The sequence below is a fragment of the Haloarcula regularis genome (assembly GCF_029338315.1).
Lineage (GTDB): Archaea > Halobacteriota > Halobacteria > Halobacteriales > Haloarculaceae > Haloarcula > Haloarcula regularis.
In genome coordinates this window covers 2,453,610-2,477,014 of the sequence record NZ_CP119794.1, presented here as the reverse complement: position 1 = coordinate 2,477,014, position 23,405 = coordinate 2,453,610, and the positions used below count along the sequence as shown (strand labels likewise).

25 protein-coding genes and 4 pseudogenes are annotated in these 23,405 nt (G+C 70.7%); 18 read left to right on the top strand and 11 right to left on the bottom strand.

What is annotated here, in order from left to right; genetic code table 11:
- Nucleotides 1-22 precede the first annotated feature (22 nt).
- Nucleotides 23-706 (bottom strand): lipoate--protein ligase family protein, encoded by a 684-nt coding sequence (locus tag P1N55_RS13330; protein WP_276276031.1) that lies wholly within the window; start codon nucleotides 704-706, stop codon nucleotides 23-25.
- Nucleotides 707-908: 202 nt separating this feature from the next.
- On the opposite strand from P1N55_RS13330, the gene P1N55_RS13325 reads away from it, so the two are divergent.
- Nucleotides 909-1,730 (top strand): hypothetical protein, encoded by an 822-nt coding sequence (locus P1N55_RS13325; protein WP_276276030.1) that lies wholly within the window; start codon nucleotides 909-911, stop codon nucleotides 1,728-1,730.
- 3 nt (nucleotides 1,731-1,733) lie between these two features.
- On the opposite strand, the gene P1N55_RS13320 is transcribed toward P1N55_RS13325, so the two are convergent.
- Entirely contained in the window at nucleotides 1,734-2,306 is a 573-nt protein-coding gene (locus P1N55_RS13320) for a cysteine hydrolase family protein (RefSeq protein WP_276276029.1), read from the bottom strand.
- 76 nt (nucleotides 2,307-2,382) lie between these two features.
- Here P1N55_RS13320 and P1N55_RS13315 point away from each other — a divergent pair, with 76 nt between their 5' ends.
- From P1N55_RS13315 to P1N55_RS13300, 4 genes and pseudogenes are all read left to right on the top strand, one after another.
- Nucleotides 2,383-3,876 (top strand): Hvo_1808 family surface protein, encoded by a 1,494-nt coding sequence (locus tag P1N55_RS13315; protein WP_276276028.1) that lies wholly within the window; start codon nucleotides 2,383-2,385, stop codon nucleotides 3,874-3,876.
- On the top strand, nucleotides 3,869-5,209 hold the full coding sequence (locus P1N55_RS13310) for an Hvo_1808 family surface protein (RefSeq protein ID WP_276276027.1): 1,341 nt from the start codon (nucleotides 3,869-3,871) through the stop codon (nucleotides 5,207-5,209). The genes P1N55_RS13315 and P1N55_RS13310 overlap by 8 nt, the downstream gene beginning before the upstream one ends.
- 172 nt (nucleotides 5,210-5,381) lie before the next feature.
- Nucleotides 5,382-5,555 carry a hypothetical protein gene (locus tag P1N55_RS13305; RefSeq protein ID WP_276276026.1) on the top strand — a complete coding sequence of 58 codons (174 nt, stop codon included), beginning with the start codon at nucleotides 5,382-5,384 and terminating at the stop codon, nucleotides 5,553-5,555.
- A gap of 93 nt (nucleotides 5,556-5,648) precedes the next feature.
- Nucleotides 5,649-6,801 (top strand): annotated as a pseudogene (locus P1N55_RS13300) (nicotinate phosphoribosyltransferase).
- 200 nt (nucleotides 6,802-7,001) lie between these two features.
- On the opposite strand, the gene P1N55_RS13295 reads toward P1N55_RS13300, so the two are convergent.
- Both P1N55_RS13295 and P1N55_RS13290 read right to left on the bottom strand, forming a co-directional pair.
- On the bottom strand, nucleotides 7,002-7,196 hold the full coding sequence (locus P1N55_RS13295) for a cold-shock protein (RefSeq protein WP_276276025.1): 195 nt from the start codon (nucleotides 7,194-7,196) through the stop codon (nucleotides 7,002-7,004).
- Between the two features lie 302 nt (nucleotides 7,197-7,498).
- Nucleotides 7,499-8,377 (bottom strand): halocyanin domain-containing protein, encoded by an 879-nt coding sequence (locus tag P1N55_RS13290; RefSeq protein WP_276276024.1) that lies wholly within the window; start codon nucleotides 8,375-8,377, stop codon nucleotides 7,499-7,501.
- A 184-nt stretch (nucleotides 8,378-8,561) separates the two neighbouring features.
- Between P1N55_RS13290 and P1N55_RS13285 the strand changes: the two genes are divergently transcribed.
- From P1N55_RS13285 to P1N55_RS13270, 4 genes are all read left to right on the top strand, one after another.
- Nucleotides 8,562-8,924: a winged helix-turn-helix domain-containing protein gene (locus tag P1N55_RS13285; RefSeq protein WP_276276023.1), complete on the top strand. Its 363-nt coding sequence runs from the start codon at nucleotides 8,562-8,564 to the stop codon at nucleotides 8,922-8,924.
- Nucleotides 8,921-9,226, top strand: coding sequence for a DUF7521 family protein (locus tag P1N55_RS13280; RefSeq protein WP_276276022.1), 306 nt, complete (start codon nucleotides 8,921-8,923; stop codon nucleotides 9,224-9,226). The genes P1N55_RS13285 and P1N55_RS13280 overlap by 4 nt, the downstream gene beginning before the upstream one ends.
- Nucleotides 9,227-9,331: 105 nt before the next feature.
- Nucleotides 9,332-9,616 carry a DUF6360 family protein gene (locus P1N55_RS13275; RefSeq protein ID WP_276276021.1) on the top strand — a complete coding sequence of 95 codons (285 nt, stop codon included), beginning with the start codon at nucleotides 9,332-9,334 and terminating at the stop codon, nucleotides 9,614-9,616.
- 57 nt (nucleotides 9,617-9,673) lie between these two features.
- Nucleotides 9,674-9,973, top strand: coding sequence for a CPCC family cysteine-rich protein (locus tag P1N55_RS13270; RefSeq protein WP_276276020.1), 300 nt, complete (start codon nucleotides 9,674-9,676; stop codon nucleotides 9,971-9,973).
- Here the strand turns inward: P1N55_RS13270 and P1N55_RS13265 are convergent.
- Nucleotides 9,970-10,819, bottom strand: a pseudogene (locus P1N55_RS13265) (ZIP family metal transporter). The gene P1N55_RS13270 and the pseudogene P1N55_RS13265 sit on opposite strands and share 4 nt — an antisense overlap.
- Nucleotides 10,820-10,904: 85 nt before the next feature.
- On the opposite strand from P1N55_RS13265, the gene P1N55_RS13260 reads away from it, so the two are divergent.
- Nucleotides 10,905-12,251, top strand: a complete 1,347-nt coding sequence (locus P1N55_RS13260) for an aryl-sulfate sulfotransferase (RefSeq protein WP_276276019.1) — start codon at nucleotides 10,905-10,907, stop codon at nucleotides 12,249-12,251.
- On the opposite strand, the gene P1N55_RS13255 is transcribed toward P1N55_RS13260, so the two are convergent.
- Nucleotides 12,248-13,384 (bottom strand): site-2 protease family protein, encoded by a 1,137-nt coding sequence (locus P1N55_RS13255; RefSeq protein WP_276276018.1) that lies wholly within the window; start codon nucleotides 13,382-13,384, stop codon nucleotides 12,248-12,250. The two genes, P1N55_RS13260 and P1N55_RS13255, sit on opposite strands and share 4 nt — an antisense overlap.
- 365 nt (nucleotides 13,385-13,749) lie before the next feature.
- Here P1N55_RS13255 and P1N55_RS13250 point away from each other — a divergent pair, with 365 nt between their 5' ends.
- Together P1N55_RS13250 and thiE are read left to right on the top strand one after the other, a co-directional pair.
- Nucleotides 13,750-14,373, top strand: a complete 624-nt coding sequence (locus P1N55_RS13250; RefSeq protein WP_346430037.1) for a DUF502 domain-containing protein — start codon at nucleotides 13,750-13,752, stop codon at nucleotides 14,371-14,373.
- Nucleotides 14,374-14,420: 47 nt separating this feature from the next.
- Nucleotides 14,421-15,064, top strand: a pseudogene (thiE, locus tag P1N55_RS13245) (thiamine phosphate synthase).
- Here thiE and P1N55_RS13240 read toward each other — a convergent pair.
- Nucleotides 15,061-15,309, bottom strand: coding sequence for a glutaredoxin family protein (locus P1N55_RS13240; RefSeq protein WP_276276017.1), 249 nt, complete (start codon nucleotides 15,307-15,309; stop codon nucleotides 15,061-15,063). The pseudogene thiE and the gene P1N55_RS13240 sit on opposite strands and share 4 nt — an antisense overlap.
- Nucleotides 15,310-15,390: 81 nt before the next feature.
- Between P1N55_RS13240 and P1N55_RS13235 the strand changes: the two genes are divergently transcribed.
- Together P1N55_RS13235 and P1N55_RS13230 are read left to right on the top strand one after the other, a co-directional pair.
- Nucleotides 15,391-16,329 (top strand): oxidoreductase, encoded by a 939-nt coding sequence (locus P1N55_RS13235; protein WP_276276016.1) that lies wholly within the window; start codon nucleotides 15,391-15,393, stop codon nucleotides 16,327-16,329.
- A 38-nt stretch (nucleotides 16,330-16,367) separates the two neighbouring features.
- Nucleotides 16,368-17,454: pseudogene (locus P1N55_RS13230) on the top strand (CNNM domain-containing protein).
- A 14-nt stretch (nucleotides 17,455-17,468) separates the two neighbouring features.
- On the opposite strand, the gene P1N55_RS13225 reads toward P1N55_RS13230, so the two are convergent.
- On the bottom strand, nucleotides 17,469-17,771 hold the full coding sequence (locus tag P1N55_RS13225; RefSeq protein ID WP_276276015.1) for a cupin domain-containing protein: 303 nt from the start codon (nucleotides 17,769-17,771) through the stop codon (nucleotides 17,469-17,471).
- 133 nt (nucleotides 17,772-17,904) lie between these two features.
- Between P1N55_RS13225 and P1N55_RS13220 the strand changes: the two genes are divergently transcribed.
- Entirely contained in the window at nucleotides 17,905-18,066 is a 162-nt protein-coding gene (locus P1N55_RS13220; RefSeq protein ID WP_276276014.1) for a ribbon-helix-helix protein, CopG family, read from the top strand.
- 45 nt (nucleotides 18,067-18,111) lie between these two features.
- Here P1N55_RS13220 and P1N55_RS13215 read toward each other — a convergent pair whose 3' ends face one another.
- Nucleotides 18,112-18,624, bottom strand: a complete 513-nt coding sequence (locus P1N55_RS13215; RefSeq protein ID WP_276276013.1) for a hypothetical protein — start codon at nucleotides 18,622-18,624, stop codon at nucleotides 18,112-18,114.
- 81 nt (nucleotides 18,625-18,705) lie between these two features.
- Here P1N55_RS13215 and P1N55_RS13210 point away from each other — a divergent pair, with 81 nt between their 5' ends.
- Nucleotides 18,706-19,209: an HPP family protein gene (locus P1N55_RS13210; protein ID WP_276276012.1), complete on the top strand. Its 504-nt coding sequence runs from the start codon at nucleotides 18,706-18,708 to the stop codon at nucleotides 19,207-19,209.
- Nucleotides 19,210-19,213: 4 nt separating this feature from the next.
- On the opposite strand, the gene P1N55_RS13205 is transcribed toward P1N55_RS13210, so the two are convergent.
- Both P1N55_RS13205 and P1N55_RS13200 read right to left on the bottom strand, forming a co-directional pair.
- Nucleotides 19,214-19,954 carry a type 1 glutamine amidotransferase gene (locus tag P1N55_RS13205; RefSeq protein ID WP_276276011.1) on the bottom strand — a complete coding sequence of 247 codons (741 nt, stop codon included), beginning with the start codon at nucleotides 19,952-19,954 and terminating at the stop codon, nucleotides 19,214-19,216.
- 173 nt (nucleotides 19,955-20,127) lie between these two features.
- Nucleotides 20,128-20,949: an alpha/beta fold hydrolase gene (locus P1N55_RS13200; RefSeq protein WP_276276010.1), complete on the bottom strand. Its 822-nt coding sequence runs from the start codon at nucleotides 20,947-20,949 to the stop codon at nucleotides 20,128-20,130.
- Nucleotides 20,950-21,031: 82 nt separating this feature from the next.
- On the opposite strand from P1N55_RS13200, the gene P1N55_RS13195 reads away from it, so the two are divergent.
- Complete coding sequence (locus P1N55_RS13195; RefSeq protein ID WP_276276009.1) at nucleotides 21,032-22,891, top strand: cation:proton antiporter domain-containing protein; 1,860 nt, start codon at nucleotides 21,032-21,034, stop codon at nucleotides 22,889-22,891.
- Nucleotides 22,892-22,962: 71 nt separating this feature from the next.
- Complete coding sequence (locus tag P1N55_RS13190) at nucleotides 22,963-23,400, top strand: universal stress protein (protein ID WP_276276008.1); 438 nt, start codon at nucleotides 22,963-22,965, stop codon at nucleotides 23,398-23,400.
- The last annotated feature ends 5 nt before the right edge of the window (nucleotides 23,401-23,405 follow it).

Sequence of the window (23,405 nt, the reverse complement as noted above, 5' to 3'; positions counted from 1 at the left end):
CCCAGGTCGGCCGGGGTGACTCCTAAGTGTCCCGGATACGCTCGATGCGCACGGTCGCCTCGCCGACGAGCGCGTCCTCGAGCGCGTGACGGACCGTCGCCGGGTCGTCGTCGCCGCCGGCACGAGCGATACTGCCCACCGAGTCCGGGTCGAAGGAGACGTCGAGCGCCGCGTACACCGGGTCGAGCACGGCGGCGATCTCGGCGTGGTCCCGAACCACGACGACGCCGGCGGTGAGCGCGACGGACTGCCTGACCCGCTGGGCGAGCCCCACGAGTTTGCCGTCGGCCTGGAGCGAGTGGGTGCCCGGGCAGAATGCGTCGGGCGGCTCGCCGTCGCGGGCGTCGACGCCGAGGTCGCGAAGCGCCACCCGGACGGCGTCGGTCACGCGGTCGTACCGGGCCTGGATGCCGTCCCGGCCGTCGGCGGTCGGTTCCGCGAGCGCGAGCGCGACGGTGGTGCCGGAGTAAGCGACGGCTCGGCCGCCGACCTCGCGCTCGAGGACGGGATAGCCCCGTTCCGTGGCGGCCGCGCGGGCGCGGTCGTACCCGTCGGCGCGGCGGTCCCGGCGGCCGAAGGCGACCTGCCGGTGGGGGGTCCAGACCCGCAGCGCGGGCTCGCGGTCCGCGGCGACCCGGGCGACCAGCTCGCGGGTCCGCCGGTAGTCGCGCTCGTGGTCGTCGGCCCGGCCACGGAGGAGTCGCATGGGGGCAGTAGGCGCTACGCGGGCAAAACCCTCCCGTCGGTCACGGTGCGCTAACGGGCGACACGCGACGGCCGCGACGGGACGTGTCGCACTCCCGCTGCCCCCGTCGCGGTGGCGGTCAGCGCACGGCGGGTCTGGTCCCGGTCTCGTATGTAAACCCTCGGGCGACAGCCACATGCCGGCGCGCGCCGAACGCCCACCGATGGTAACGGTCCCCGGGGACGTATTGCACCGCTACTACCGGTTCTCGCTGTACAACTCGCCGTTCGCCGCCCACGACGAGGGGTGTGCCATAGACCTGTACCCGGCGGGCAGTCGGGCGCCCTCGCCGGTCGCCGGCGAGGTGCTGGAGACGCGGCGGGTCACGGCACCGCCCCAGCCGTACGCCGCCGAGTACGACTACCTGATTCTGGTCGACACCGGCAAGTACGTCGCGCGGCTGCTCCACGTAAATCCGAGCGTCGCGGCGGGCGAGGCGGTGGACGTCGGTGACGACCTGGGCGAGCTGGTGCGGGCCGGCTTCTTCGCCCCCTGGGTCCCGAACCACGTCCACCTGGGCTTTCGCGAGCACGACGCGAACCCCTACCGGGCGGCTGGCTCGCTCCCCGTCGACGTCGGCGTCGACGTCGAGCCCCTGGCCTGGGACGGCACCGGCACCGTGCTCGAGGCCGGCGAGACCTGGGCGCGACTCGACCGGCCAGTCCATCCCGCGCCCGGCGAGCGGTTCGTCGGCCTGGCGACCGGCGACGGCGGCGTCCTCGACGGCGGCTGCCCGCACTACGAGCGGGGCGGGGTCCTCGGCGCGGGCGAGCACGGGCGGGACCGGCCGATCAGCCTTTTCGGCCGGCGCGTCGGCACCGCCGAGGGGCGGACGGTCGTCTGGGACGACGTGACCGTCCTCGCGAACGGCGACCCGGTGACCGGGCTGGCGCTGTTCTGTTCCCGGGACGAGGCCGGCGTGAAGCTCGTCGGCGAGGGCGTCGACCTGTCCGTCGGGGAGCGCGTCCGGGTGAGTATCGAGTAGCGGTCAGGCGAAGGCGACGGCCTCGCGGTCGGTCACCTCGCCGAACAGCCAGTCGGCGTGCTCGAGGGCGTACTCGCGGTGGTCGGATTCGATGAAGCCGACGGCGTCCTCGACCAGGACGGGGCGGAAGTCCCGCAGGCCGGCGCTGGAGGCCGTGTGCAGGACACAGACGTTCGCCAGCGTCCCGCAGACAACCAGGTCGTCGACGCCGTGGGTGTCGAGCCACCCCTCGAGCTGGGTCCGGTAGAAGGCGTCGTAGGTGTGCTTCTCGACGACCAGGTCCGCCGTGTCGGGGTCGAGTTCCTCGACGAGCTCGGCCTCCCAGGAGCCCTCGAGGACGTGCTCGCCCCAGCGGTCGAACTCGTCGTAGTAGTGGGCGTCCTCGAACTGCTCGGGCGGGTGGACGTCGCGGGTGAACACGACCGACGCGCCGGCCGCCCGCGCCCGCTCGACCAGGTCGGTGACGGGGCCGATGGCGTCCTCGCTGGGCGGGGCGTAGAGGCTGCCGTCAGGGTGACAGAAGCCGTTCTGCATGTCGACGACGACCAGCGCGGTGCTGTCTGGGTCGAACTCCATACGCGACCGTAGGGTGGGGAGCCCTACCAAGGTTGTCCCGTGTGACTTTTCCCCGCGCTACCCGTTGAGAGGATAGATGCGCCGCCTGTCTCTCGCTGTCGCCCTCTGTGCGCTCGGTCTGGTGCTCGCTGGCTGCCAGGCGCCCGGGTCGCCCTCACCCAGCGACGGGGCGAGCGAGGAGAGGGCGACGGGGACGCCGACCCCCGAGACGTTCGTCCTCGAGGTGGAGACCGGAACGACGGCGACAGCGACCGAGACGCCAGCAGCCAGCGACGACCCGCGGCCGGACCCCGAGACCGATCGCCTGGGCTGGGAGGCCGGCTACTGGGCCGACGAGTCGCTGTCGATAACGACCGAGGACGGGCTCAACGAGACGGAACGGGCCGCCGTCGTCGCGCGGGCGATGGCACGCGTCGAGACGATTCGGGGCCTCGAGTTCGAGGCGTCGGTCCCGGTGCGCGTCGTCTCGCGCGCCGAGTACCGCAACCGGTCAGGCGGGAGCGCCGACGAGACGCGCAGCCGATTCGACAACGCGATGTTCGAGGCGCTGTTCCTCGTCGGGGAGGACGAGGACGCCATCGCCGCCCAGGACCGTCAGCTCGGCGCCAGCGTGCTGGGCTATTACAGCCCGTCGGCAGGGGCCATCGTCCTCGTCACGGAGACGGCGACGCCCCGCATCAGCGAACGGACGCTCGCCCACGAGCTCGTCCACGCCCTGCAGGACCAGCAGTTCGGCCTCGCGAGCGACGCGCGGACCCGCGACGCCGCCCAGGGCCGGAACGGCCTCGTCGAGGGCGACGCCACGACGGTCGGCGCGCGCTACGCCGAGCGCTGCGGGGGGACGTGGGACTGTCTCGAACGGCCCGCGCGTGGCGGCGGCGGTGGCGACCAGCACTTCGGACTGAACGTCCTCCAGTACTTCCCGTACAGCGACGGGCCTGGCCTGGTCGCGGCGCTGCGCGAACGGGGCGGGTGGGCGGCGGTGAACGACGCCTACGACGACCCCCCCGACAGTGCCGCCGAGGTCATCGACCCGAGCAGGTATCCGGCGTGGCAGGTCGAGTCGGTCGACCTGGCCGACCGCTCGAGCGACGACTGGGCGCGGGTCCGGCCCGACGGGCGCCCGGACTACGCCGTCGTCGGTCCCTCGGCCATCACCGCCTCGCTCGCGTACACGCTGACCGACGACTACAACCGGAGCGCCGTCGTCCAGCGCACCGACGTGGTGAACTACGAGAACGGGGCGGTCGACCGGACGGACCCGTACGACTACGACCTGCCGGCCACGCAGGGGTGGCGCGGCGGCCGCATGCACGTCTACGCCAGCGGCGCCGAGACGGCCTACGTCTGGAAGACGGCCTGGGCGACGGAGGCCGACGCCAGCGCGTTCGCCGCCGCCTGGGAACGGATCGTCGGCCACTGGGGCGGCGCGGAGACGGCCGACGGCGTCTGGGTCGTGGCGGAAGCCAGCCCGTTCGCGGACGTCGTCTCGATTCGGGTCGACGGCCGGACGGTGACCGTCGTGAACGCGCCGGCCGAGGACGAACTGGAGGGGGTTCACGATGCGTAGGGCCGCCCTGGTGGCGCTGGTCGTGGTCCTCGCCGGGTGCAGCGCACCGGTGTTCGAGGGCGGGCCCGTCCTGGGCGGGCCGGACCACCCCGACACCCCGCCCGGCGGCGACACGCTGGGCTGGGAGGCCGGCTACTGGTACGACGACCCGGTGTCGGTGACGACCGAGGACGGCCTCAACGAGAGCGAGCGCGAGGCCGTCGCCGCGCGGACGATGGCCCGGGTCGAGCAGATCCGCGAGCGGGAGTTCACCGACCCGGTCCCCGTCGAGGTCATCTCGCGGGCGGAGTACCGGAACCGCTCGCGCGGGAACGGGAGCGCCGCCGGCCCGCCGGTGGACCCATGGAACGACCAGGTGTGGGAGGCGCTCCTGCTCATCGGCGAGGACGCGGGCAGCAGCGAGGCCATCGACGACACCTTCTCGACGACGGTCCAGGGCTTCTACTCGCCGGGCGAGGACCGCATCGTCATCGTCAGCCCCACCGAGACGCCCCACATCGACCGCGCGACGCTCGCTCACGAGCTCGTCCACGCCCTGCAGGACCAGCAGTTCGGCCTGAACGGGTCCGCCGAGACCCAGGACACGCAACTTGCCCGCCAGGGGGTCGTCGAGGGCGAGGCCAACTACGTCCAGGCCGTCTACGAACGGCGCTGTGAGGGGAATTGGGGCTGCATCGATCGGCCCGAGCGAAGTGGCGGGGGCGGCGGGAGCGTCACCGCCGGTCTGTTCACTGTCGTCTTCCAGCCCTATGCCACCGGGCCGACGTTCGTCCACCAGATCCGCCAGCGCGGCGGCTGGGACGCCGTCGACGCGCTTCACGACGACCTGCCCGACAGCAGCGAGCAGGTGCTCCACCCCGCGAAGTACCCCGACGAGAAACCGGTCGCGGTGACCGTCCGCGACCGGTCGACCGACGAGTGGGAGCGATTCGACCACGACCCGGTGGGCGACACCGTCGGCGAGGCCTCCATCTTCGCGACGATGTACCACAACAACCAGACCCGGAGCTCGAGATACAGTTACGAGAGCGAGATTTCGGCCGGGTGGGGCGGCGACACGGTCGTCCCGTACCGGAACGGGGACGGCGAGTTCGGCTACGTCTGGACGACGAGATGGGACACGGAGGAAGACGCCCGCGAGTTCGCTGCGGCCTACCGGGCCATCCTCGTCGAGGAGCGCGGCGCGACCAGTCCGCGGGCGAACGTCTACGTCGTCCCCGAGGGCGACCCCTTCGCCGATGCCTTCCGCGTGGTCCGCCGGGGGAAGACCGTCCGTATCGTCAACGGGCCGACGGCGGCCGACCTCGAAGCCATCCACCGGCCCGTCGGCTGACGGCGGCCGGTACAGAGCGGTCCATAGCACTACGGTCGTCTCATGGACAGATTCTTGTATTCGAACCAACAAGAGTTGCCTGTCGGACCACGGTCGACCAGTCGGGACCGGGACCGCGGTTCCCGCCCCGGGCCCGTGCCGGGAGTCGACAGCGCAGTCCACAATCGAATCCATGACAGCAAACACGACATCGTCGCCGACCTGCCCGCTCTGCGGGGAGCCAGCAACGTCAACGAACGACGTCTACGTCCACCTCCAGGTCGAACACCGCAAGAGCGCCATCTGCGAGGCGCTCGTCGAGTCGACCGACGGAGCGCGGACGGACCACATCGTCGCCGGCGACTGAGCACGCGCTCGTCGGCCCCGAGTGACGGCGCGCCCGGACTCCGCCTCCGCCGCCGACCGGGCGTCTTTTTGAATCTCCGTCCGAAGGCCGCCCATGAGCGAGGAGTTCGACATCGTCTCGGCAGAGACGATTCGCGAGGGGCGGGCGACGGACGCGTACTTCGACCGGACGATGGAGGCCCTGGAACACGCCGGCAAGAACCCGACGGTCGTCGCGGAGGTGACCGCGGACCAGTTCCCAACCGGCGAGTGGAACCTGCTCGCGGGGCTGCCCGACGCCGCGTCGCTGTTCGAGGGGCGAGCGGTCGACGTCGACGCGCTGCCGGAAGGGCAGCTGTTCGACGGCGGCCCCGTCATGCGCGTCGAGGGGCCCTACCGGGAGTTCTGTCGTCTCGAGACGGCGCTGCTGGGCCTCCTCTCGCACCCGACGGCGGTGGCGACGCGGGCGCTGGAGGTCCGCCACGCCGCCCGGGTCGACGGTGCTGAGTTTCGGCTCCCGGCACCTCCACCCGGCGCTGGGCACGATGGTCGAGCGGGCGGCCCTGCTGGGCGGCCTGGACGGCTTCTCCAACGTCGCCGCCGAGGAGGCCGTCGGCCGGCGCGCCGGTGGCACGATGCCCCACGCACTCATGATCTGTTTCGGCCGGGGCGAGCAGGAGGCCGCCTGGCGGGCCTTCGACGAGGCCGTCCCCGACGAGACGCCCCGCGTCGCGCTGGTCGACACCTACTCCGACGAGGTCGACGAGGCGCTCCGGGCCACGGAGGCCGTCGACGACCTGACCGGCGTCCGCCTGGACACGACCGGATCCCGCCGGGGCGACTTCCGACACATCGCCCGCGAGGTCCGCTGGACGCTCGACGCCCACGGCCACGAGGACGTCGACATCTTCGTCTCCGGCGGGCTCGGGCCCCGGGAACTCCGGGCCCTGCGCGACGTCGCCGACGGGTTCGGCGTCGGGAGCTACGTCTCGAACGCCGACCCGCTCGATTTCGCGCTCGACATCGTCGAGGTCGACGGCGAACCGGCCGCAAAACGGGGCAAGCTCACGGGCCGGAAGGCCGTCTACCGCACCGCCGACGGCGGCCACCACATCGGCCTGGCCGACCGGAACGCGCCGACCGACGCCGTCGAGCTGCTGGAGCCGCTCGTCCGCGACGGCGAGGTGGTCCGGGCGTTCGACTTCGAGTCGGCCATCGAACGGGCCGCCGCCGACGCCGCGGAGGTCGGCTTCGGCGACGAGCAGTAGCCGCCTCGACCCGGTCGAATCCGGCGAGAACGGGGATGGCTCTGTGGCGACGCTGAACTGCAGGGTGCGACGGCGGTCCAGCCAGTGCTCGAGGGGTAGGTTACACGAACGAGAGGCCACGCAGCGACGGCTACGGGGCGTTCACGTCCGAAAGAATCGAGTCGTACCGCGTCGTCGGACGACGACGGTGGAACTCGGGGTTAGTTGCGAACGACGTTCGTCGCGCGCGGGCCCTTGGGGGCCTGTTCGATGTCGAAATCGACGTCCTGTCCTTCTTCGAGGTCCGGTCCGCCAACGTCCTCCATGTGGAAGAAAACGTCATCGTCCGCGTCCTCAGTCGAGATGAAACCGTAACCGCCTGTGTCGTTGAAGAAATCAACCTTACCGTTTGCCATTGCAACTGTACTGGGGAGCACCACACGGGTAAGTGTTCCGCATTCGTTTTCGATATGGCCAGTAGAGTAGACAAACGTCTACAGAAGTGCGGCATTTGATTCATAAATTCCAGTGGGTCGGTTCTGTGTCGGTTCGGTGGCCGATCTGTCACAACACCGGGGGGATTCCTGTGGGATCAGCAGTTCCCGCGTCGAACCGGCGCGTCGTCGTTCGAGGGGTCGGGATGAGCCGTGCGCTCCGCGAGGGGCCCCGCCAGGGAGAGGCTGCCGTCGCCGCCTGTCGGGACCGAACCCACGGCGGGCTACTCGACGACGACGGCGCCGCGCATCCCCAGCGCCTTGTGGGGGAGACAGGAGTACAGGTACGATCCCGACGACTCGAAGGTGTGCTCGAAGTGGACGCCCGGTTCCGGGAGGACGTCGCCGGATTCGATGTCCGCGTCCTCGAAGGCGACGTTGTGGCCGCCGCCGTTGCCGGTCCACTCCCAGCGGACGGTAGTACCGGTCTCGATCTTCAGCACCGGTGGGGTGAACGCGAAGTGGCCGCCGTTGCCCTCGGCACCGGTGGTCACGGTGGTCGTCTCGGCGTCGGTCCGGTCGGTGACGGTCCCGTCGAAGTTCCCGACGCTCGCCAGCCACTCGTCGACCGCCGGGTAGCCAGTCGTCGGCGGTTCGCGGACGACGACCGCCCCTCGCATCCCCTCGTCCCGGCGGGGTTCGGAGACGTAGGGGTAGACGCCGGTCTCGTCGAAGATGTAGTCGTAGCTGGTGCCAGACTGGGCGTTCGTCCGGCCGCTGTCGAAGGGCCCGTCGAGCGCGACGACGTTGTGCTGGCCGCCGTGGCCGGTCCACTCCCAGCGGACTCGCGTCATCGGGGTGACTTCCACGACGGCGGGGTAGAAGGCGTAGTCGTCGCCGAAGGGTTCGCCGACGGCGACCGTCGGCTGGTCCCCGGGGCCGTACCGCGCCCGGTCGCCGTCGTAGCCGGTGGCGTCGGCCAGCCAGGTCTCGAGGTCCGAGGGCGGTGTCGTCGTCGAGTCGGGGGTCGCCGAGTCGGTCTGGTCCGGACCATCGTCCGAGGCAGACGCCGTCCCGTCGGTCGAGAGACAACCGGCGGTGGCGCCGAGTCCGGCGAGGGCGGTGCAAGCGAGGAACTGTCTGCGGGTGGAGGGCGCTCGCATCGTCTCGAATGTCCGGTGCCAGGATAACAAAGGGTCCCGGTGATTTCCAGAATCTGGAAAGCAAGCGGGTGTTCTACGTCGTCCGGCCGCCGACTGTCGACAGCGCCCCGACCGGTGGTTTGAAACCGACCGCCGGCGAACTTCACCGACGCCCTGCCCACCACCCGAACGGAGGTCCCCCGCAGTGTCAGACGACGCGTCGATAGACCCACAAGCGGTGTTCGAAGCCCTCGCCGACCCGGACTGCCGGGCCATCCTCACGGCGCTTGACGAGCCCCGGCCAGCCAAAGCCGTCGCGGCGGCCTGTGACCTGCCACAGACGAGCACGTACCGGAAGCTCGAGCAGCTGAGCGAGGCCGCACTCGTCGACGAGCGGACGGCGATCCGGGCCGACGGCCACCACGAGACCACCTACGTTCGGGACTGTTCGGGGGTCTTTGTCGCCGTCGACGGCGACGACCCGTTCGCGGTCGACGTCGTCCGGGACGACGAGTCGCCGGACGAACGGCTGGCGCGACTCTGGTCGCGCATCAGCGAGGAACTATGACCACCACCATCACACCACTCGTCGTCGTACTCAAGACGGTAACGCTCCTGCTGGGCGGCCTGGTCACCTACTTCGCCGCCACCGCGGCGGCCAAGACGTCGACGCGGTCGTTGCGGTGGCTGGCCGTCGGATTCGGGACGGTCACCGCCGGGTCGCTGTCGGCGGGCATCGCAGACCAGCTGCTCGGTGTGGACACGGGAACGGCGCTGGTCGCCGAGAGCGCGCTCACGGCCGTCGGGTTCGCGATACTCACGTACTCGCTGTACGTGGCGAGCCGGTCGTCGGTTTCCGCCGGTCGATAGCGGTCTGGCCGGGTGCACGCGAACGAACAGTCCGTGGTCGCCGGCCGGAGCCGACGGCCGTCTCGGAACGCAGCCGTTACCTGCCTGACCCGCCAACCGACGGGCATGGTCGACCGCATCATGAAGGTCAACGCGTACACGACGTTCGACCTGCTCGACGGCCTGGTCGAGGGCCACGGCTTCGAGGAGGAGGCGCTCGCGGTGCTCAACGTCACCGCGCCACGGACGGACCCGGACCACGTCGAGCTCCAAGTGGAGATGGACAACACCGACATCGAACACGTCGAACCCCACGCCGACACGGTGACGCTCTCGGCGGCCCAGGCCCGCGAACTCGCGGCGGAACTCGAGACGTACGCCGGGAAGGTCGAGGCCGCACAGTCCGAGTGAAAGGCGACAGGTCACCGACCGAACCATTCATTGGCGTGGCCACACATACCACAGTCGATGGCCACCCACACGCCCGGGAATCCGGCGGCGCGGGAGCTGGGCTACTGTCCGTGCTGTGGGTACCGGACGCTGCCGGAAGGGGCGCCCGGGTCCTACGAGGTCTGTCCGGTCTGTCACTGGATGGACGACCCGATACAGTTCGGCGACGAGGACTACGTGAGCGACACCAACCACGTCTCGCTTGCGACGGCACGCGAGAACTTCGAGCAGTACGGCGGGTGTACCCCCGACGAGGCAGACAGCTGTGCCGACCCCGATGGACTGGACCGGGACCCCAACTGGCCCTACGACGTCTAGGCGAGCGAGATGTCCAGATACAGCATGACGATAGCGCCAAACAGGAGTCCCAGCGTCGCCACCCGCTCGTGGCCGTGGCGGTGGGTCTCCGGGACGATCTCGTCGGAGATGACAAAGAGCATCGCCCGCCGCAAAGCCCATCGCGTAGGGCAGCAGCGGGGCGACGAGCGTGACGGCGACGGCCCCGAGGACGGCCAGCGGGATCTCGACGACGCCGGCCCGGAGCCCCGCGACGACGGCGTAGAGCCGCCGGTCCAAGCCGGCGTTGATGGCGGCCACCGAGACGGCGAGTCCCTCGGGGACGTTCTGGATGCCGATAGCGAGCATCAAGGAGAGCGCGCCACCGAGCTGCGAGGGATCGCCGGCGGCCGCCCCGAACCCGACGCCGACGGCCAGCCCCTCCGGCATGTTGTGCAGCGTGATGGCGAGGATGAAGAGGACGACGCCGGCCAGTCGTTCGTCGGCGGCGGCGAGCGTCTCCGAGGGATTCGCCGCGTCGGGGCGCTTGCGACCCGAGAGCAGGTAGTGGGCGTGCGGGAGGAAGCGGTCGGCCTGGTCGAGAAAGAGCGCGCCCAGCGCCACGCCCAGAAGCGTCGGCACCGGGTTCCCGTCGGAGTACACCTCGATACCGGGCAGGATGAGGCTCGTGAACGCCGCCGCGAGCATCACGCCCGCGGCGAACCCGAGCGCTCCGTCGAGCGCGCGCTCGGAGGGGTCCCGCCAGACGAGCACCAGTGAGGCACCCAGGAGGTTCAGCGCGGCGATGAACACCCCCCCGACGAGTCCCAGGACCAGCGGGTCAGAGCCAGCGACAGCGGTGAACCCCTCGGCGAGTCCCGACTGCATCGTCGGAGTCTGCGGCGGCCCGCGGTTTGTAACTATCGCCCCGGCGTCGGAACGCTTTTTTCCGCAGTCCGCCGAGAGCAGCCCGATGGAGCGTCACGCCCGCGGTGTCGCCCTGGTGGCCGGCAGCCTCCTCGTCCTCGGACTGACGCTGGGCGCCGGGGCCGTGACGGCGCCGGACCGCAACGTCGCCGCCACCGGCGGCGCGGAGACCCTCGTCGGGTCACAGGGCGGCGGCTTCGGGTGGCACGAGCGGGGGAGCGTCTATCTCGTCAGGGACGGGCGGATAACCTGGCGCGAGGACAGCGCCGACAGCTACTTCGACGTGACGATGCTCCCCGACGGCACCGTCCTGGCGGGGTTCATGCAATGGGGCTACGACACCGGCTGTGAGCCCTACTGGCCGCCCTGTACCAAGACCGGGTTCCGCATCATCGACCCCGACGCCGCGGGCGGGCCGGCCGTCGTCGGCGAGTACGCCATCCCGGTCCGGACCGGAGAGAACAGCGAGATCCACGACGTCGAGCGCCTGGACTCCGGGGAGTACCTGCTCTCGGACATGGAACACGAGCGGGTCTTCACCGTCCGGGGCGTCGAGTCCGGCGACCCCGAGATAACCTGGCAGTGGAACGCCTCGTCGTTCTACGACGCGCCGCCGGACCCGACCCGCCGTGACTGGCTCCACATCAACGACGTCGACGCCGTCAACGAGACCCACTACCTCGTCTCGGTCCGCAACGCCAACCAGATACTGCTCGTCGAGCGCGGCGCGGGCGTCGTGGAGGTCGTCAACGCGGACCGGGGCGGGAACGACGGCGCCTGCCGGGACCGCGGCGAGCAACTGGCCGACTTCGACGGCGACGGCGACATCCGGTGTGGGAACCCCGAGATTCTCGACCACCAGCACAACCCCCAGTGGCTCGGCGACGGGGCGGTCCTCGTGGCCGACTCGGACAACCACCGCGTGGTCGAGCTCCACCGGACCGACGACGGACGCTGGGAACCGTCCTGGACGCTGACCCGGGCGGGCGGCATCGACCTCTACTGGCCTCGCGACGCCGATCGGCTGGACAACGGCAACACGCTGGTCACGGACACGCTGAACGAGCGCGTCTTCGAGGTGACGCCGGACGGCGCAGTCGTCTGGAGCACGGGGACGCCGGCCGACTCGCCGATTCCCTACGAGGCCGAGCGCCTGCCCGAGGGCGAGCGCGTCGGCGGTGTACAGTATCGGACCGCCGCCGCCGACATCGGCAACCTCACGAGCGCGTTCGACCCGGCCGTCGGGGGCGTGCCCGGTCTCTCGCTCGCGCTGGTCGGTCTCCGGGCCGTCGCCCCGTGGACGCCGTTCTGGTTCGGCGAGCTCCACCTGGCGCTGTCCGTACTGTCGCTGCTCGGCGCCGTCGCCGGGGCCGTCGTGTGGTACCGCGGCTAGAACGGCGACGGTGCCCCGACCAGGCGACGCATCTCCATCGCGGCGGCGAAGTCGGCCCGGGAGACGACCCGGGTCCCGTCGATACTGTCGACGAGCGCCGCGCTCGCCTTCGAGCCGTCGAGCGCGACCAGCGCGTCGAACGCGCTCATGTCGGCGGCGAATCGCGGGAGGTCCGTCTCCATCAGGTCGGCGACAGTGTCGGCCTCGCGCTCGGCCTTCGAGAGCGTCCGGAAGTCGTCGATGGTGACGACGCCGACGGCTTCGCCGTCCCGGACGACCGTGAACTCCGTCGAGCGGTGAGCGAACATCCGATCGACCAGGTCCTCGACGGTGGCGTCGGCCTCGACGGTCGCGGACGCGGGCCGGGCGACGTCGCTGACGGTGAGCCCCTCGAGCAGGTCCGAGAGCGCTACCGTCCGGGACTCGCCGGTGGCCGCGCCGTAGACGAACAGCGCGAGCAGGAGCAGCATCGGCGAGAACGAGAGGACGCCGACGACGGCAAAGAGGACGGCAAAGCCCGTCCCGATGCGGGCGGCCAGTCGGGTCGCGGCGGCGTAGGGGCGGTTGCGAGCGAGCAGCGCCCGGAGGACCCGCCCGCCGTCCATCGGAAACGCCGGGAGCATGTTGAACACCGCGAGAAAGAGGTTCGTGACCGCCAGCCAGCCGACGACGAACGTCGTCACCTGCGCGCTGGCGGGGAGCGCGAACAGCGCGGCGTAACAGGCCAGGCCCACCAGAATCGAGGTGACCGGGCCGGCGACGGCGATCCAGAGCTCGCGGTTCCACTCGCGGGGCATCGTCTTCAGACTCGCGAGGCCGCCAAGGATCCACAGCGTGATGGACTCGACCTCGAGGTCGTAGCGCATCGCCATCCACGAGTGGCCCAGCTCGTGGACGGCGACGCTGGCAAAGAGGCCGACTGCGGCCGCGCCGCCGATGAGCCACGGCGTCTGGCCGGCCATCAGGCGAGCCACGTCCAGGTCGACGCCGGCCAGCGAGCCGACGATGCCGGCGTACACTTCTATCTGTGCACCGCTCCCGATGATCCACGCGAGCACCGGTAGGAAGACGAGCAGCGAGACGTTCACCCGGATGGGGATGCCCCAGACCGTCGTGAGGTGGTAGTTTCGCACACCGCTCTCAACGCCCGGCGGGCAGTAAATGGTTCGGCCGATCCGCGGACCTCGCCTGCTGTTCGGCATCGCAACCGCCCTCTGCCCCCACAACACTTTCCGGGAGTCCGACACATGGGCCCCCATGGCCGACCGACTCAGCAGCCGGATGGGGTCCGGAACCGACGCGGTCAGGGAGTTCACGCGTCGGGCGTTCGTCACCGGCACCGCCGTGACGATGCCGCTCATCGTGACCCTCATCGTCCTGGGCTTTGTCGTCGACTTCGTCTCGAAACAGCTCGACCCCGTCGTCGGGTTCATCACGTCGACGGTCGGGTTCGCCTCGGCGTCCGAGCTGACCCTGAAAGCTCGCCGCCGTCCTCTCGCTGGTCCTGCTCGTCTTTGTCATCGGCGTCGCGACCGAGTACCGCTCCGACGCTTCCGACCTGGGGCTGGTCTTCGAGGCGCTCGTCGCCCGCATCCCCGGCATCGGGTCGCTGTACCGGAGCCTGGACGAGATGAGCGAACTGCTGCTCGACAGCGATACCGACAGCTTCCGGGAGGTGAAGCTGGTCGAGTTCCCCGTCGAGGGCTCGTACTCCATCGCCTTCCTCACCGCCGAGACGCCCGACGTCGTGACCGAGGCGGCGGCCGAAGACGACATGGTCACACTGTTTCTCCCCCTGGCCCCGAATCCGGTGATGGGCGGGTACGTGCTCCACGTCATCGAAGATCGCGTGCGCGACATCGACATCACCGTCGAGGAGGGCATCCAGTCCATCGTCTCCAGCGGCGTGGCCACTGGCACGGAGCGCCAGCGCGACCTCCCCGAGGACATGTCGGTCCGCATCGACCGACGGCTGGACGCCGCCGACATCGTCGCCCACGTCGAGGACATCGAGCAGTACGCGGCCGACGCCTCGGCCAAACTGGAGGAGACGGCCCGCGAGACCATGCCCTCGACGGACGCCATCACCGACAGCGACGACGAGCGGGCGCGCGAGGAGTGAGCCCGTCGAACAAAAAGAGTGAGGGTCCGAGCGGCCCCACCCCCGGTATGGTCGACTGGGACGTCTATCTGGTCACACAGGAGTCGCTGTCCGCCGGGCGCTCGACGCGGGCGGTCGTCGAGGCCGCCGTCGAGGGCGGCGTCGGCGTCGTCCAGTTGCGCGAGAAGGGGCGGCCGGCGCGCGAGCGCTACGAGCTGGGTCGGGACCTGCGCGAGCTGACCCGCGCGGCCGGTGTCACCTTCGTCGTCAACGACCGGGTCGACATCGCGCAGGCGGTCGACGCCGACGGCGTCCACCTCGGGGACTCGGACCTGCCGGTGCCGGTCGCTCGCGAGTGCTGGGCCCGGACGCGGTCATCGGTCGGTCCGTCGCGACGGTGGCGGACGCCGAGGCGGCCGCGGCCGCGGGCGCGGACTACCTCGGTGTCGGCGCGGTCTATCGGACCGGGTCGAAAGCCGACCTGGACGACGACGAGCACGGCGTCGGCCCGTCGCGGGTCGCGGCCATCGCCGACGCCGTCGACCTGCCGCTGGTGGGCATCGGCGGCATCACGCCCGCGAACGCGGCCGAGGTCGCCGCGGCGGGGGCCGACGGCGTCGCCGTCATCAGCGCCATCACCGCGGCCGACGACCCGGCGGCGGCGACGCGGGCCCTCCGGGAAGCCGTCGAGCGGGGCCACACGGGCGCCTAACCGGTCAGTTTCTCTCGCAGGCGCGCATCGTCGACGTGGTATTTGAACGCGGGCCGGCCGTCGACGAGAACGTAGGGCACTCGCTCGCCGTATTCATCCCGGAGGTCGGGGTCGGTGTCGACGTCAACCAGGTCGAGGTCCAGCCCGACCCCCTCGTCGGCGGCGACCCGGCGGATGGTGTCGACGGCGTCCGCACAGAGGTGACAGTCCTCGCGCGTGTAGACGGTGACCGAGACGTCGCTCATCGCCGTCGCTTGGGGCGCGGGGGACAAATGCACTACTGGTTTGGCGGAGCCCTTGAGTGGCCTCGCGCGCTAGCGGTGGCAATGACCGGCTGGACGGCCGACGAGATGCCGAGACTGGACGACGCGACGGTCGTGGTGACCGGCGCGAACAGCGGAATCGGGTTCGAGGGGACCGCGGCGTTCGCCCGGCAGGGCGCGACGGTCGTGATGGCCTGTCGCAGCGCCGAGCGCGGCGAGCGGGCGGCCTCGGAGATACGCGAGGAGGTGCCCGACGCCGGCCTCGCGGTCCGCGAGTGCGACCTCGCCGACCTCGCGAGCGTCGAGGCCTTCGCCGAGGGCGTCCGCGAGGAGTTCGACGCCGTCGACGTCCTCTGTAACAACGCCGGCGTGATGGCCATCCCCCGCCGAGAGACGTCGGACGGCTTCGAGATGCAGCTGGGCGTGAACCACTTCGGCCACTTCGCGCTGACCGGGCACCTGTGGCCGGCACTCCGGGCCGGTGCGGGCGAGGCGCGCGTCGTCACGCAGTCCAGTGGGGCCCACGAGGCGGGGACGATGAACTTCGAGGACCTCCACCGGGAGCGGTCATACGGGAAGTGGAGTGCCTACGGCCAGAGCAAGCTGGCGAACCTCCTCTTTACCTACGAGCTCGACCGCCGGCTCGCGGCGGCGGGCGTCGACGACGTGACCGCCGTCGCGTGTCACCCTGGCTACGCGGCCACGAACCTCCAGTATCGCGGCCCCCGCGAGATGGGGTCGCGGGTCAGGCTGGCCGCCATGAAAGTCGCCAACGCGGTGTTCGGCCAGTCGGCGGCGAAAGGGGCGCTCCCGATGCTGTTCGCGGCGACGGCCGACCGCGTGACCGGCGGGGAGTACGTCGGCCCCGACGGCTTCCTCGACATGCGCGGCCATCCCGAGTTTCAGCGCTCGAACGACGCGTCCTACGACCGCGAGACGGCGCGGCGACTCTGGGACGTCTCCGAGACCGAGACCGGGGTCAGCTTCGACCTGAGCGCGTAACGCCACTTTTTCCGGCCCCCAGGGCGAATCGGCGGCCGATGCAACCGGTCGAAATCGCAGTTCGACTGCTGGCAGGGGTCGCGCTCATCCTCGCGAACGGCTTTTTCGTCGCCATCGAGTTCGCGCTGACCCGTGCCCGGCAGTTCACCGAGAGCGAGTTCGTCGGCGACGGCAATCCGGCCCTCGAGCGGGCCTGGAACATGACCGACGACCTGGAGATCTATCTGACGAGCTCGTCAGGTCGGCATCACCGCCTCCTCCATCGCCGTCGGTATCGTCGCCGAACCCGCGCTCGCGGCGATATTCGAGCCCTACTTCGCCGGGTCCCGTCTCGCCGGCATCGGCGTCGGGGCGGCCATCGCGTTCATCATCATCAACCTGGTCCACCTGACCCACGGGGAGCAGACCCCGACCTACCTCGGCGTCGAGCGCGCGAAGTTCGTCTGTCGCCACGGCGCGACGCCGCTGTACTACTTCGCGATGCTCATCTCGCCGCTCATCACCGTGGGCGACAGCGTTGCGAAGTGGACCCTCTCCCTGTTCGGCGTCGAGATGTCCGGCGCGTGGCTCGAGACCGAGGAAGAGGTCATCGAGACGCGGGGCGACCTGCGCCGGAAACTCGGCTCGGTCCTGGAGGAGGGCGACCTCACCGAGGAGCGCCGCGAGGAGGTTCTGGCGGCGCTGCACGTCGGCGACCAGCAGGTCCGCGACGTGATGGTCCCCATCGAGGACGTCGTCGGCCTCTCGCCGGCCACCGACGAGGCGACCAACGCCCGGCGGGTCGCCGAGACGCCCCACACCCGCTACCCGCTCTTTGGCGACTCCGTCGATGAGTTCCTGGGCATCGTCTACGTCCCCGAGCTCGTCCGGGAGCAGAGCGAGGAGGACGCGGGCGGGACCCTGCTCGACGGCGTCGACCTCGAGTCGGTGGCGGCCCCGCCGATGACGATGACCGCGGACACGAGCGTCAGCGACGCCATCGACCGGTTCCAGGCCGAGAGCCAGGAACTGGCGCTCGTCATGGAGGACGGCGAGGTGCTGGGCCTGGTCACGGTCACCGACGCGCTAGAAGCCGTCGTCGGCGACATCCGGGACCCGATGGACGAACAGGCCGGCGTGGCCTAGCGCGGGCCGCGGGTTTAGCGTGGCGGCGTGTAGAAGTTCACCGTCTTCAGTGGCTCGTCACCGTCGTTCTCGATGCCGTGGCGCTCGCGGGCCTCGATCCGCAGCAGGTCACCGTCCTCGACGCGCTGGGTGTCGCCGTCGACGGTGACCAGTCCGGTCCCCCGAACGACGAAGAGCCACTGGTCGCTCTCGGCGTGGTAGTTGTCGGGGCCGCCGACGGTCCGGCCTGGGTCGACGGTCATCTCGGCGGCCTGTGCCTCGTCGGTCTCCATGACGACCTCGAAGTACCGGTCGAACTCGAGGTGGGCACGCTCCATGCCCACGTCTCGGCCGGCGCGGACGAGTCACTTTCGGCCACCGGGGGTCCGCGACGGCGCCGACGCCGTCACGCGGACGGCCGACGGTCGTCTGACGAGGATATATGCCCGCTGGGCTGTGAGTGGATAGCCGATGGACGAGACGTTCCTCGACCTCGAGACGGTCGACATCGAACTCGACGAGGCAGTGCTCGAAGCCCTGGACGAGAAGGCGTTCGCGGACCACCGCGACAACCGGCAGGCCGCCGTCCGCGACCTGCTCGACGAGTGGCTCAAGCGCCAGGACGACGACTGAGACGACGGGTCACGTCTTCTGTGGGCGTGGAGCGACCGCACTGGATTACTGCGAGGACGCACAGACCGTGCCGACGTCCACGCTCCCCTGTGGCCCGATGCCGACGTCGATGCGCATCGCCGCCGTCTCCGGTCGGCAGTTGACCTGGGCCCAGGACCGCAACGTGGGTGGGTCGTCGCTCGTCCAGACCAGCAGCCACACCGCAGACCCGGGCGCTGTCCCCTCGAGTGTCGTCCCGAGGCCGGTGTCGGGCGCCACCTCGAACCCCTGGCTCCCGGTGGCGTCGACGAACCGGACGTCGGTCACGTCGCCGAACCGGTCGGGCGAGCGCCCCGTCAGCGCGTCCTGTGACCGCGTGACGTTGGTCCCGTTGGCGAACGTGAGCACGACGTCGCCGGCCCCGTCGTCGGGGACGATCGAGACCTGGACGGCGTAGGGCCGGTCGTGGGCGTTCTGTATCGACACCTCGACCTGCTGGGTGGGCGGCGTCGGCTGGCCGCCGAAGCCGAGACAGCCGGCGGTCAGACAGAGGGCGGCGACGAGGAGGACGGGACGCATGGCCGCCGGTTTGCGCGGGGCGGACAAAAGACTGTGCGCGACCGCCACCGTTTTGCCCGACGACGCGGACCGCACGCTACGGTGACCGCGACCCTCCGCGACGACGGCTGGCTCCGGCAGAGCGGGCGGGCCGGCGCCCTGCTGTCGGTGCTGGGCGCCGTCGTCTGGCTCACCGGCCTCCCATTTCTCTTCCCGAGTCTCGGGCCGACGGCCTACCTCTTCGCGACCAGGCCCGCGGCCCCGGCGAGTGCGGCCCGGCGCGTCGTCGGTGGGCACGCGGTGGGCGTCGGCGCCGGCCTCCTCGCCGCCCACGCTGTCGCCGGCGGCGTGGCCGTCACGGCTTCGATGGCGCCCGGGGCGCCCGGGACGCTCAGACTGGCCGCGAGCGGCGTCGTCGCCGTCGTGCTGACGACGGCGGGGATGCGCGCGACCGACACCGGGCACGCCCCCGCGTGTGCGACGACGCTCATCGTGGGCCTCGGCATCCTGCCGTCGCTGCGCGAGGGCGTCATCATCCTGCTCGCGGTCGGGGTCCTGACCGTCGAGCAGTCGCTGCTCGTGTGGGTACTCGGCGACGGCGAGTGAGGGGTCAGTCGTCGTCGCTCGCGACGGCGCCCTCGCTGGCCCCGGCCGCGAGCTCGTCGCCGACGCCACGCTGGGTCGCGCGCACGTAGTCGGTGAAGTTCTCGAAGAGCCGCTTTGCCTCACAGGCCGCCCGGTAGTTCTCGGCGGTGATGTCCGCGAGGACGCGCTCGATGCGCTCGTCTGCCAGCTGGTCCTTGCTCGCGGCGATGTCGCGGGCCGTCTCGGGGTCGTACTCGGGGTGGAACTGCACGGCGAAGACGCCGCCTTTGCGAAAGCCGTGGACGCCGTAGTCGTTCTCGGCGAACTGGGTCGCCCCCGGCGGCAGCTCGGCGACGGTGTCGGAGTGGGTGGTGAAGACGGTGAACTCGTCGTCGACGCCGGCGAGCAGTTGGTTGTCGCCGTCGTGTTCGACGGTCCGGTAGCCGATCTCGTAGCCGTCCATCGGCTCGACGCGCCCGCCCAGCGCGTGGGCGAGCAGCTGGTGGCCGAAACACACGCCCAGGAACGGCAGCCCGCGGTCGACGGCGTCGCGGACCCACGACTCGAGGGCCGCGATCCACGGTTCGTCCCAGTAGACCGACGCGCGCGAGCCCGTCACCAGACACGCGTCGAACGCGAAGGTGTCGGGCAGTTCGCGCTCGGTGACGTCGAATTCCACGAGATCGGCGTCGAGCTCGCGCCGGAAGTTCCGGCGGTTGGCCGCGCCGTCGTGGGCCGCGTTCAGCAGGGCGATGCGGAGGGTCATCGTCTCACCCCTGTAGCCGGACGACCAAAAATCTGCACATCGGTGGCAGTACCTGCCGGTCCCGGGTACGGGACGAGCGCGCGACAGACAGTCAGGAAACGACAACCAGAAAGCCCCCTTTCAGTCCCACCCACTGCAACAGAGGAGACGGCCGACACGCGGCCGTCGGCCCGTCACTCCCTCTCCGTGTGCTCGTCCAGGAAGGAGACGAGCCGGTCGGTGACGACGGTGGCGTGTTCGACATAACAGCAGTGCCGTCCCTCGACGGCCTCGCTCGTCCCGCGGGGCAGGTCCGCACCCAGGCTCTCGGCAGCACTCGCCGGCACCACCGGGTCCGCGACGCCGTAGTACACCTCGGTCGGGAGGGTGACCTCGTACAGCGGGGGCGCGTCGAACCCGGCCATCGCGTCGGCCTGGGCCGCGAATGCGTCCCCGGGCGCGTCGAACCCGGCCATCGCGTCGGCCTGGGCCGCGAATGCGTCCCCGGTCGCGTCGTCCTCGCGTCGCCACGCGGTGATTCGGTCGAGCAGGTCGGGGTCGGCGGTCCGGAACGCCTCCGAGAATGCCCCCTCGAGCGAGGCCTCGGGGCCGGTCTCGAGGGCGAGGTCGGCGAGCGCGTCGGCGTCGATTGCGTCGCCGCTGGCGGCCGTACAGTACAGCGTCAGCGTCCGGGCGCGGTTGTAGCGGTGGGCATACTGGAGCGCCACCATCCCGCCAAGGCCGGCGCCCACCAGGTGGACCGAGCCGACGCCGTGGTCGGCGAGGACGGCCTCCAGGTCAGCCGCGAGCGTCCGGACGCTGTAGGGGCCCGGCGGGGCGTCCGACTCGCCGGTCCCGCGCAGGTCCCAGACGAGCGTCTCGAAGCCCAGCAGCGCGTCGTAGTGCCAGCCCCACAGCCAGGCCCCGTAGCCCACGTCGCCCACGAAGGCGACACAGGGACCGTCGCCCTCGGCTTCGTAGTGCAGTGTCACGCCCCGGTTGGTCGCAGTCGGCATCGCCGTCCCCTACTCGCGGGACGGGCCTTTCTCTTTCGATGGCTACGCCTTTGGGCCTGGCCGGCGAAGCGCCGCCAGGTTCGTGTCTGGCGCAGCATCCCTCATCGGCGCGGTGGCCATCGTCGCCGCCATCGGCGTCGGCGCCCAGCTGCTCGCCGACCGCCTCCAGGTCCCCAGCGTCGCCTTCCTGTTGCTCGGAGGCGTCCTCGTCGGCCCCCAGGTCCTCGGCCTGGTCAGCCCGGCGGTGTTCGGCGAGAGCGGGTTGCAGGCCATCGTCGGCCTCAGCGTCGGCATCATCGTCTTCGAGGGGGCGTTCCACCTCACCACCGAGCGGGTACGGGAGGCCTCGAGCGAGGCGCTCGGGCTGGTCACCGTCGGCGCCCTGGTCTCGCTCGTCGGGACCGCGCTGGCCGTCCGGCTCGTCTTCGGGACGACCTGGCCCGTGGCCGTCCTCGTCGGGGCCCTGCTCATCGCGACGGGGCCGACGGTCATCACGCCCATCATGAACGTCGTCCCGGTGCGCGAGCGGGTCGCGGCCGCCTTAGAGACCGAGGGCATCGTCAACGACGTCCACGCCGCGATTCTGGCGGTCGCGACCTTCGAGTTCGTCGTCGCCGAGGCCACCTCGCCGGTGGTGGTCGTCGAGGCGTTCGTCGCGCGCCTGGTCGTCGGCCTCCTGGTCGGGGTCGCCGTCGGCGGCGGTATCGCGCTCTTCCTCCGGCGGGTCTCCTTCTCGGAGGACAGCGCCCCGCAAAACGCCCGGCTGGTCGTCCTCGCCGGCGCGCTGGCCGCCTACGCACTCGGCAGCAGCCTGCTCTCGGAGGCCGGCATCGCCGCGGCCGCCGTCGCCGGCCTGGTGCTCGGCAACGCCGACATCCCCCACGAGGACGTCGTCTCGGAGTTCAAGGGCGGGGTGACGCTGTTCGTCCTCTCTTTCGTCTTCGTCGTGCTGGCGGCGCTGCTCTCGCTTTCCGACCTCCGTGCGCTCGGCCTGGGCGGTCTCGTCGTCGTCGTCGTCGTCGTCGCGCTCGTGCGCCCGCTGGGCGCGTTCCTCTCGACGCTCGGCGGCGCGATGACGGTCCGCGAGCGGATGTTCGTCGGCATGGTCGGGCCACGCGGCATTATCCCGGCGAGCGTGGCGACGCTGTTTGCCATCGAGTTGCGCCCGACGAACCCGACGGCCGCGACGACGCTGGTCGGGACCGTCTTCCTCGTCATCTTCGCGACGGTCGTCTTCCAGGGCGGCCTGGCAAGACACATTGCACAGGCGCTCGACATCCTCCCCATGCAGACGCTCATCGTCGGCGCCGGCCGCGTCGGGACCGAGCTCGCCGACCGGTTCGAGGCCCGCGGCGAGGAGGTCGTCCTGGTCGACAGCGACGCCGGGACGGTCGAGCGCATCCGCGAGGAGGGGCACCGGGTCGTCCACGGCGACGGCACCGAGGCGGCGGTGCTGGAACGTGCCGGCACCGACCGGACGAGCGTGGTCGTGGCCGCGACGGCCGACGACGACGTGAACCTGCTCGTCTCGCAACTCGCGACGACCCGCTTCGACGTCGACACCGTCGTCGCCCGAGCGAACCAGCCGGACAACGTCGCAGCGTTCGAGGACATCGGCGTCGAGACCATCTCGGCGGGCTTCGCCGTCGCCGACGCGATGGACGACGCCATCGAGCGGCCAGCGCTATCCCACTGGCTGGCCGACGCCGCACAGACCGGGGACGTCCTCGAGGTGGAACTCGCCAACGGCGCACTCGCCGGCCGCCCGCTATCAGCGGTGACCCACGACCTGCCGGAGGGCTGTCTGGTCGCGATGGTGAGCCGGGACGGGAGCGACCGGGTGCCGGACGGCGACTTCGTCCTCGAGAAGGGGGACCACCTGACGCTCGTCTGTGAGACCAACGAGGCGATGCGGGCCGCGCGGACGGTCTGTCAGGACTGAGTGGAGCGAGAGCCTCCCGGTGCACAGAAAATGGAGAAAGAACTACAAGTTCCTGAATTGATACGCTAACTATGGACGAACCGAGCGACTTCGACGATATCCTCGTCCCGACCGACGGCAGTAAACCTGCCCGCAACGCGGCTAAACAGGCAATCAAGTTCGCACAGCGCAACGGCGCGACGCTGCACGTGTTGTACGCGATGGACATGGGTGACGCCGACTACGTCGCCGTGCCGAGCGACATCGAAGAGACGCGGAAGCGACTGGAATCGAAGGGACAGGAGTTCGTCGCCGAGGTCGAAGCACTCGCCGCGGACGCCGACGTCCCGTGCGTCACGGCTGTCGTGGCCAACACGCCCATCGAGGCCATCAAGGAATACGTCGACGAACAGCACATCGACCTCGTTGTTATGGGCAAGCGGGGGCGCTCCGACCCCGACAAGCCACTCGTGGGCTCGATCACGAACAGGGTCGTCGGCTCGCTCGAGATTCCCGTGTTCACCACGTAATCGGT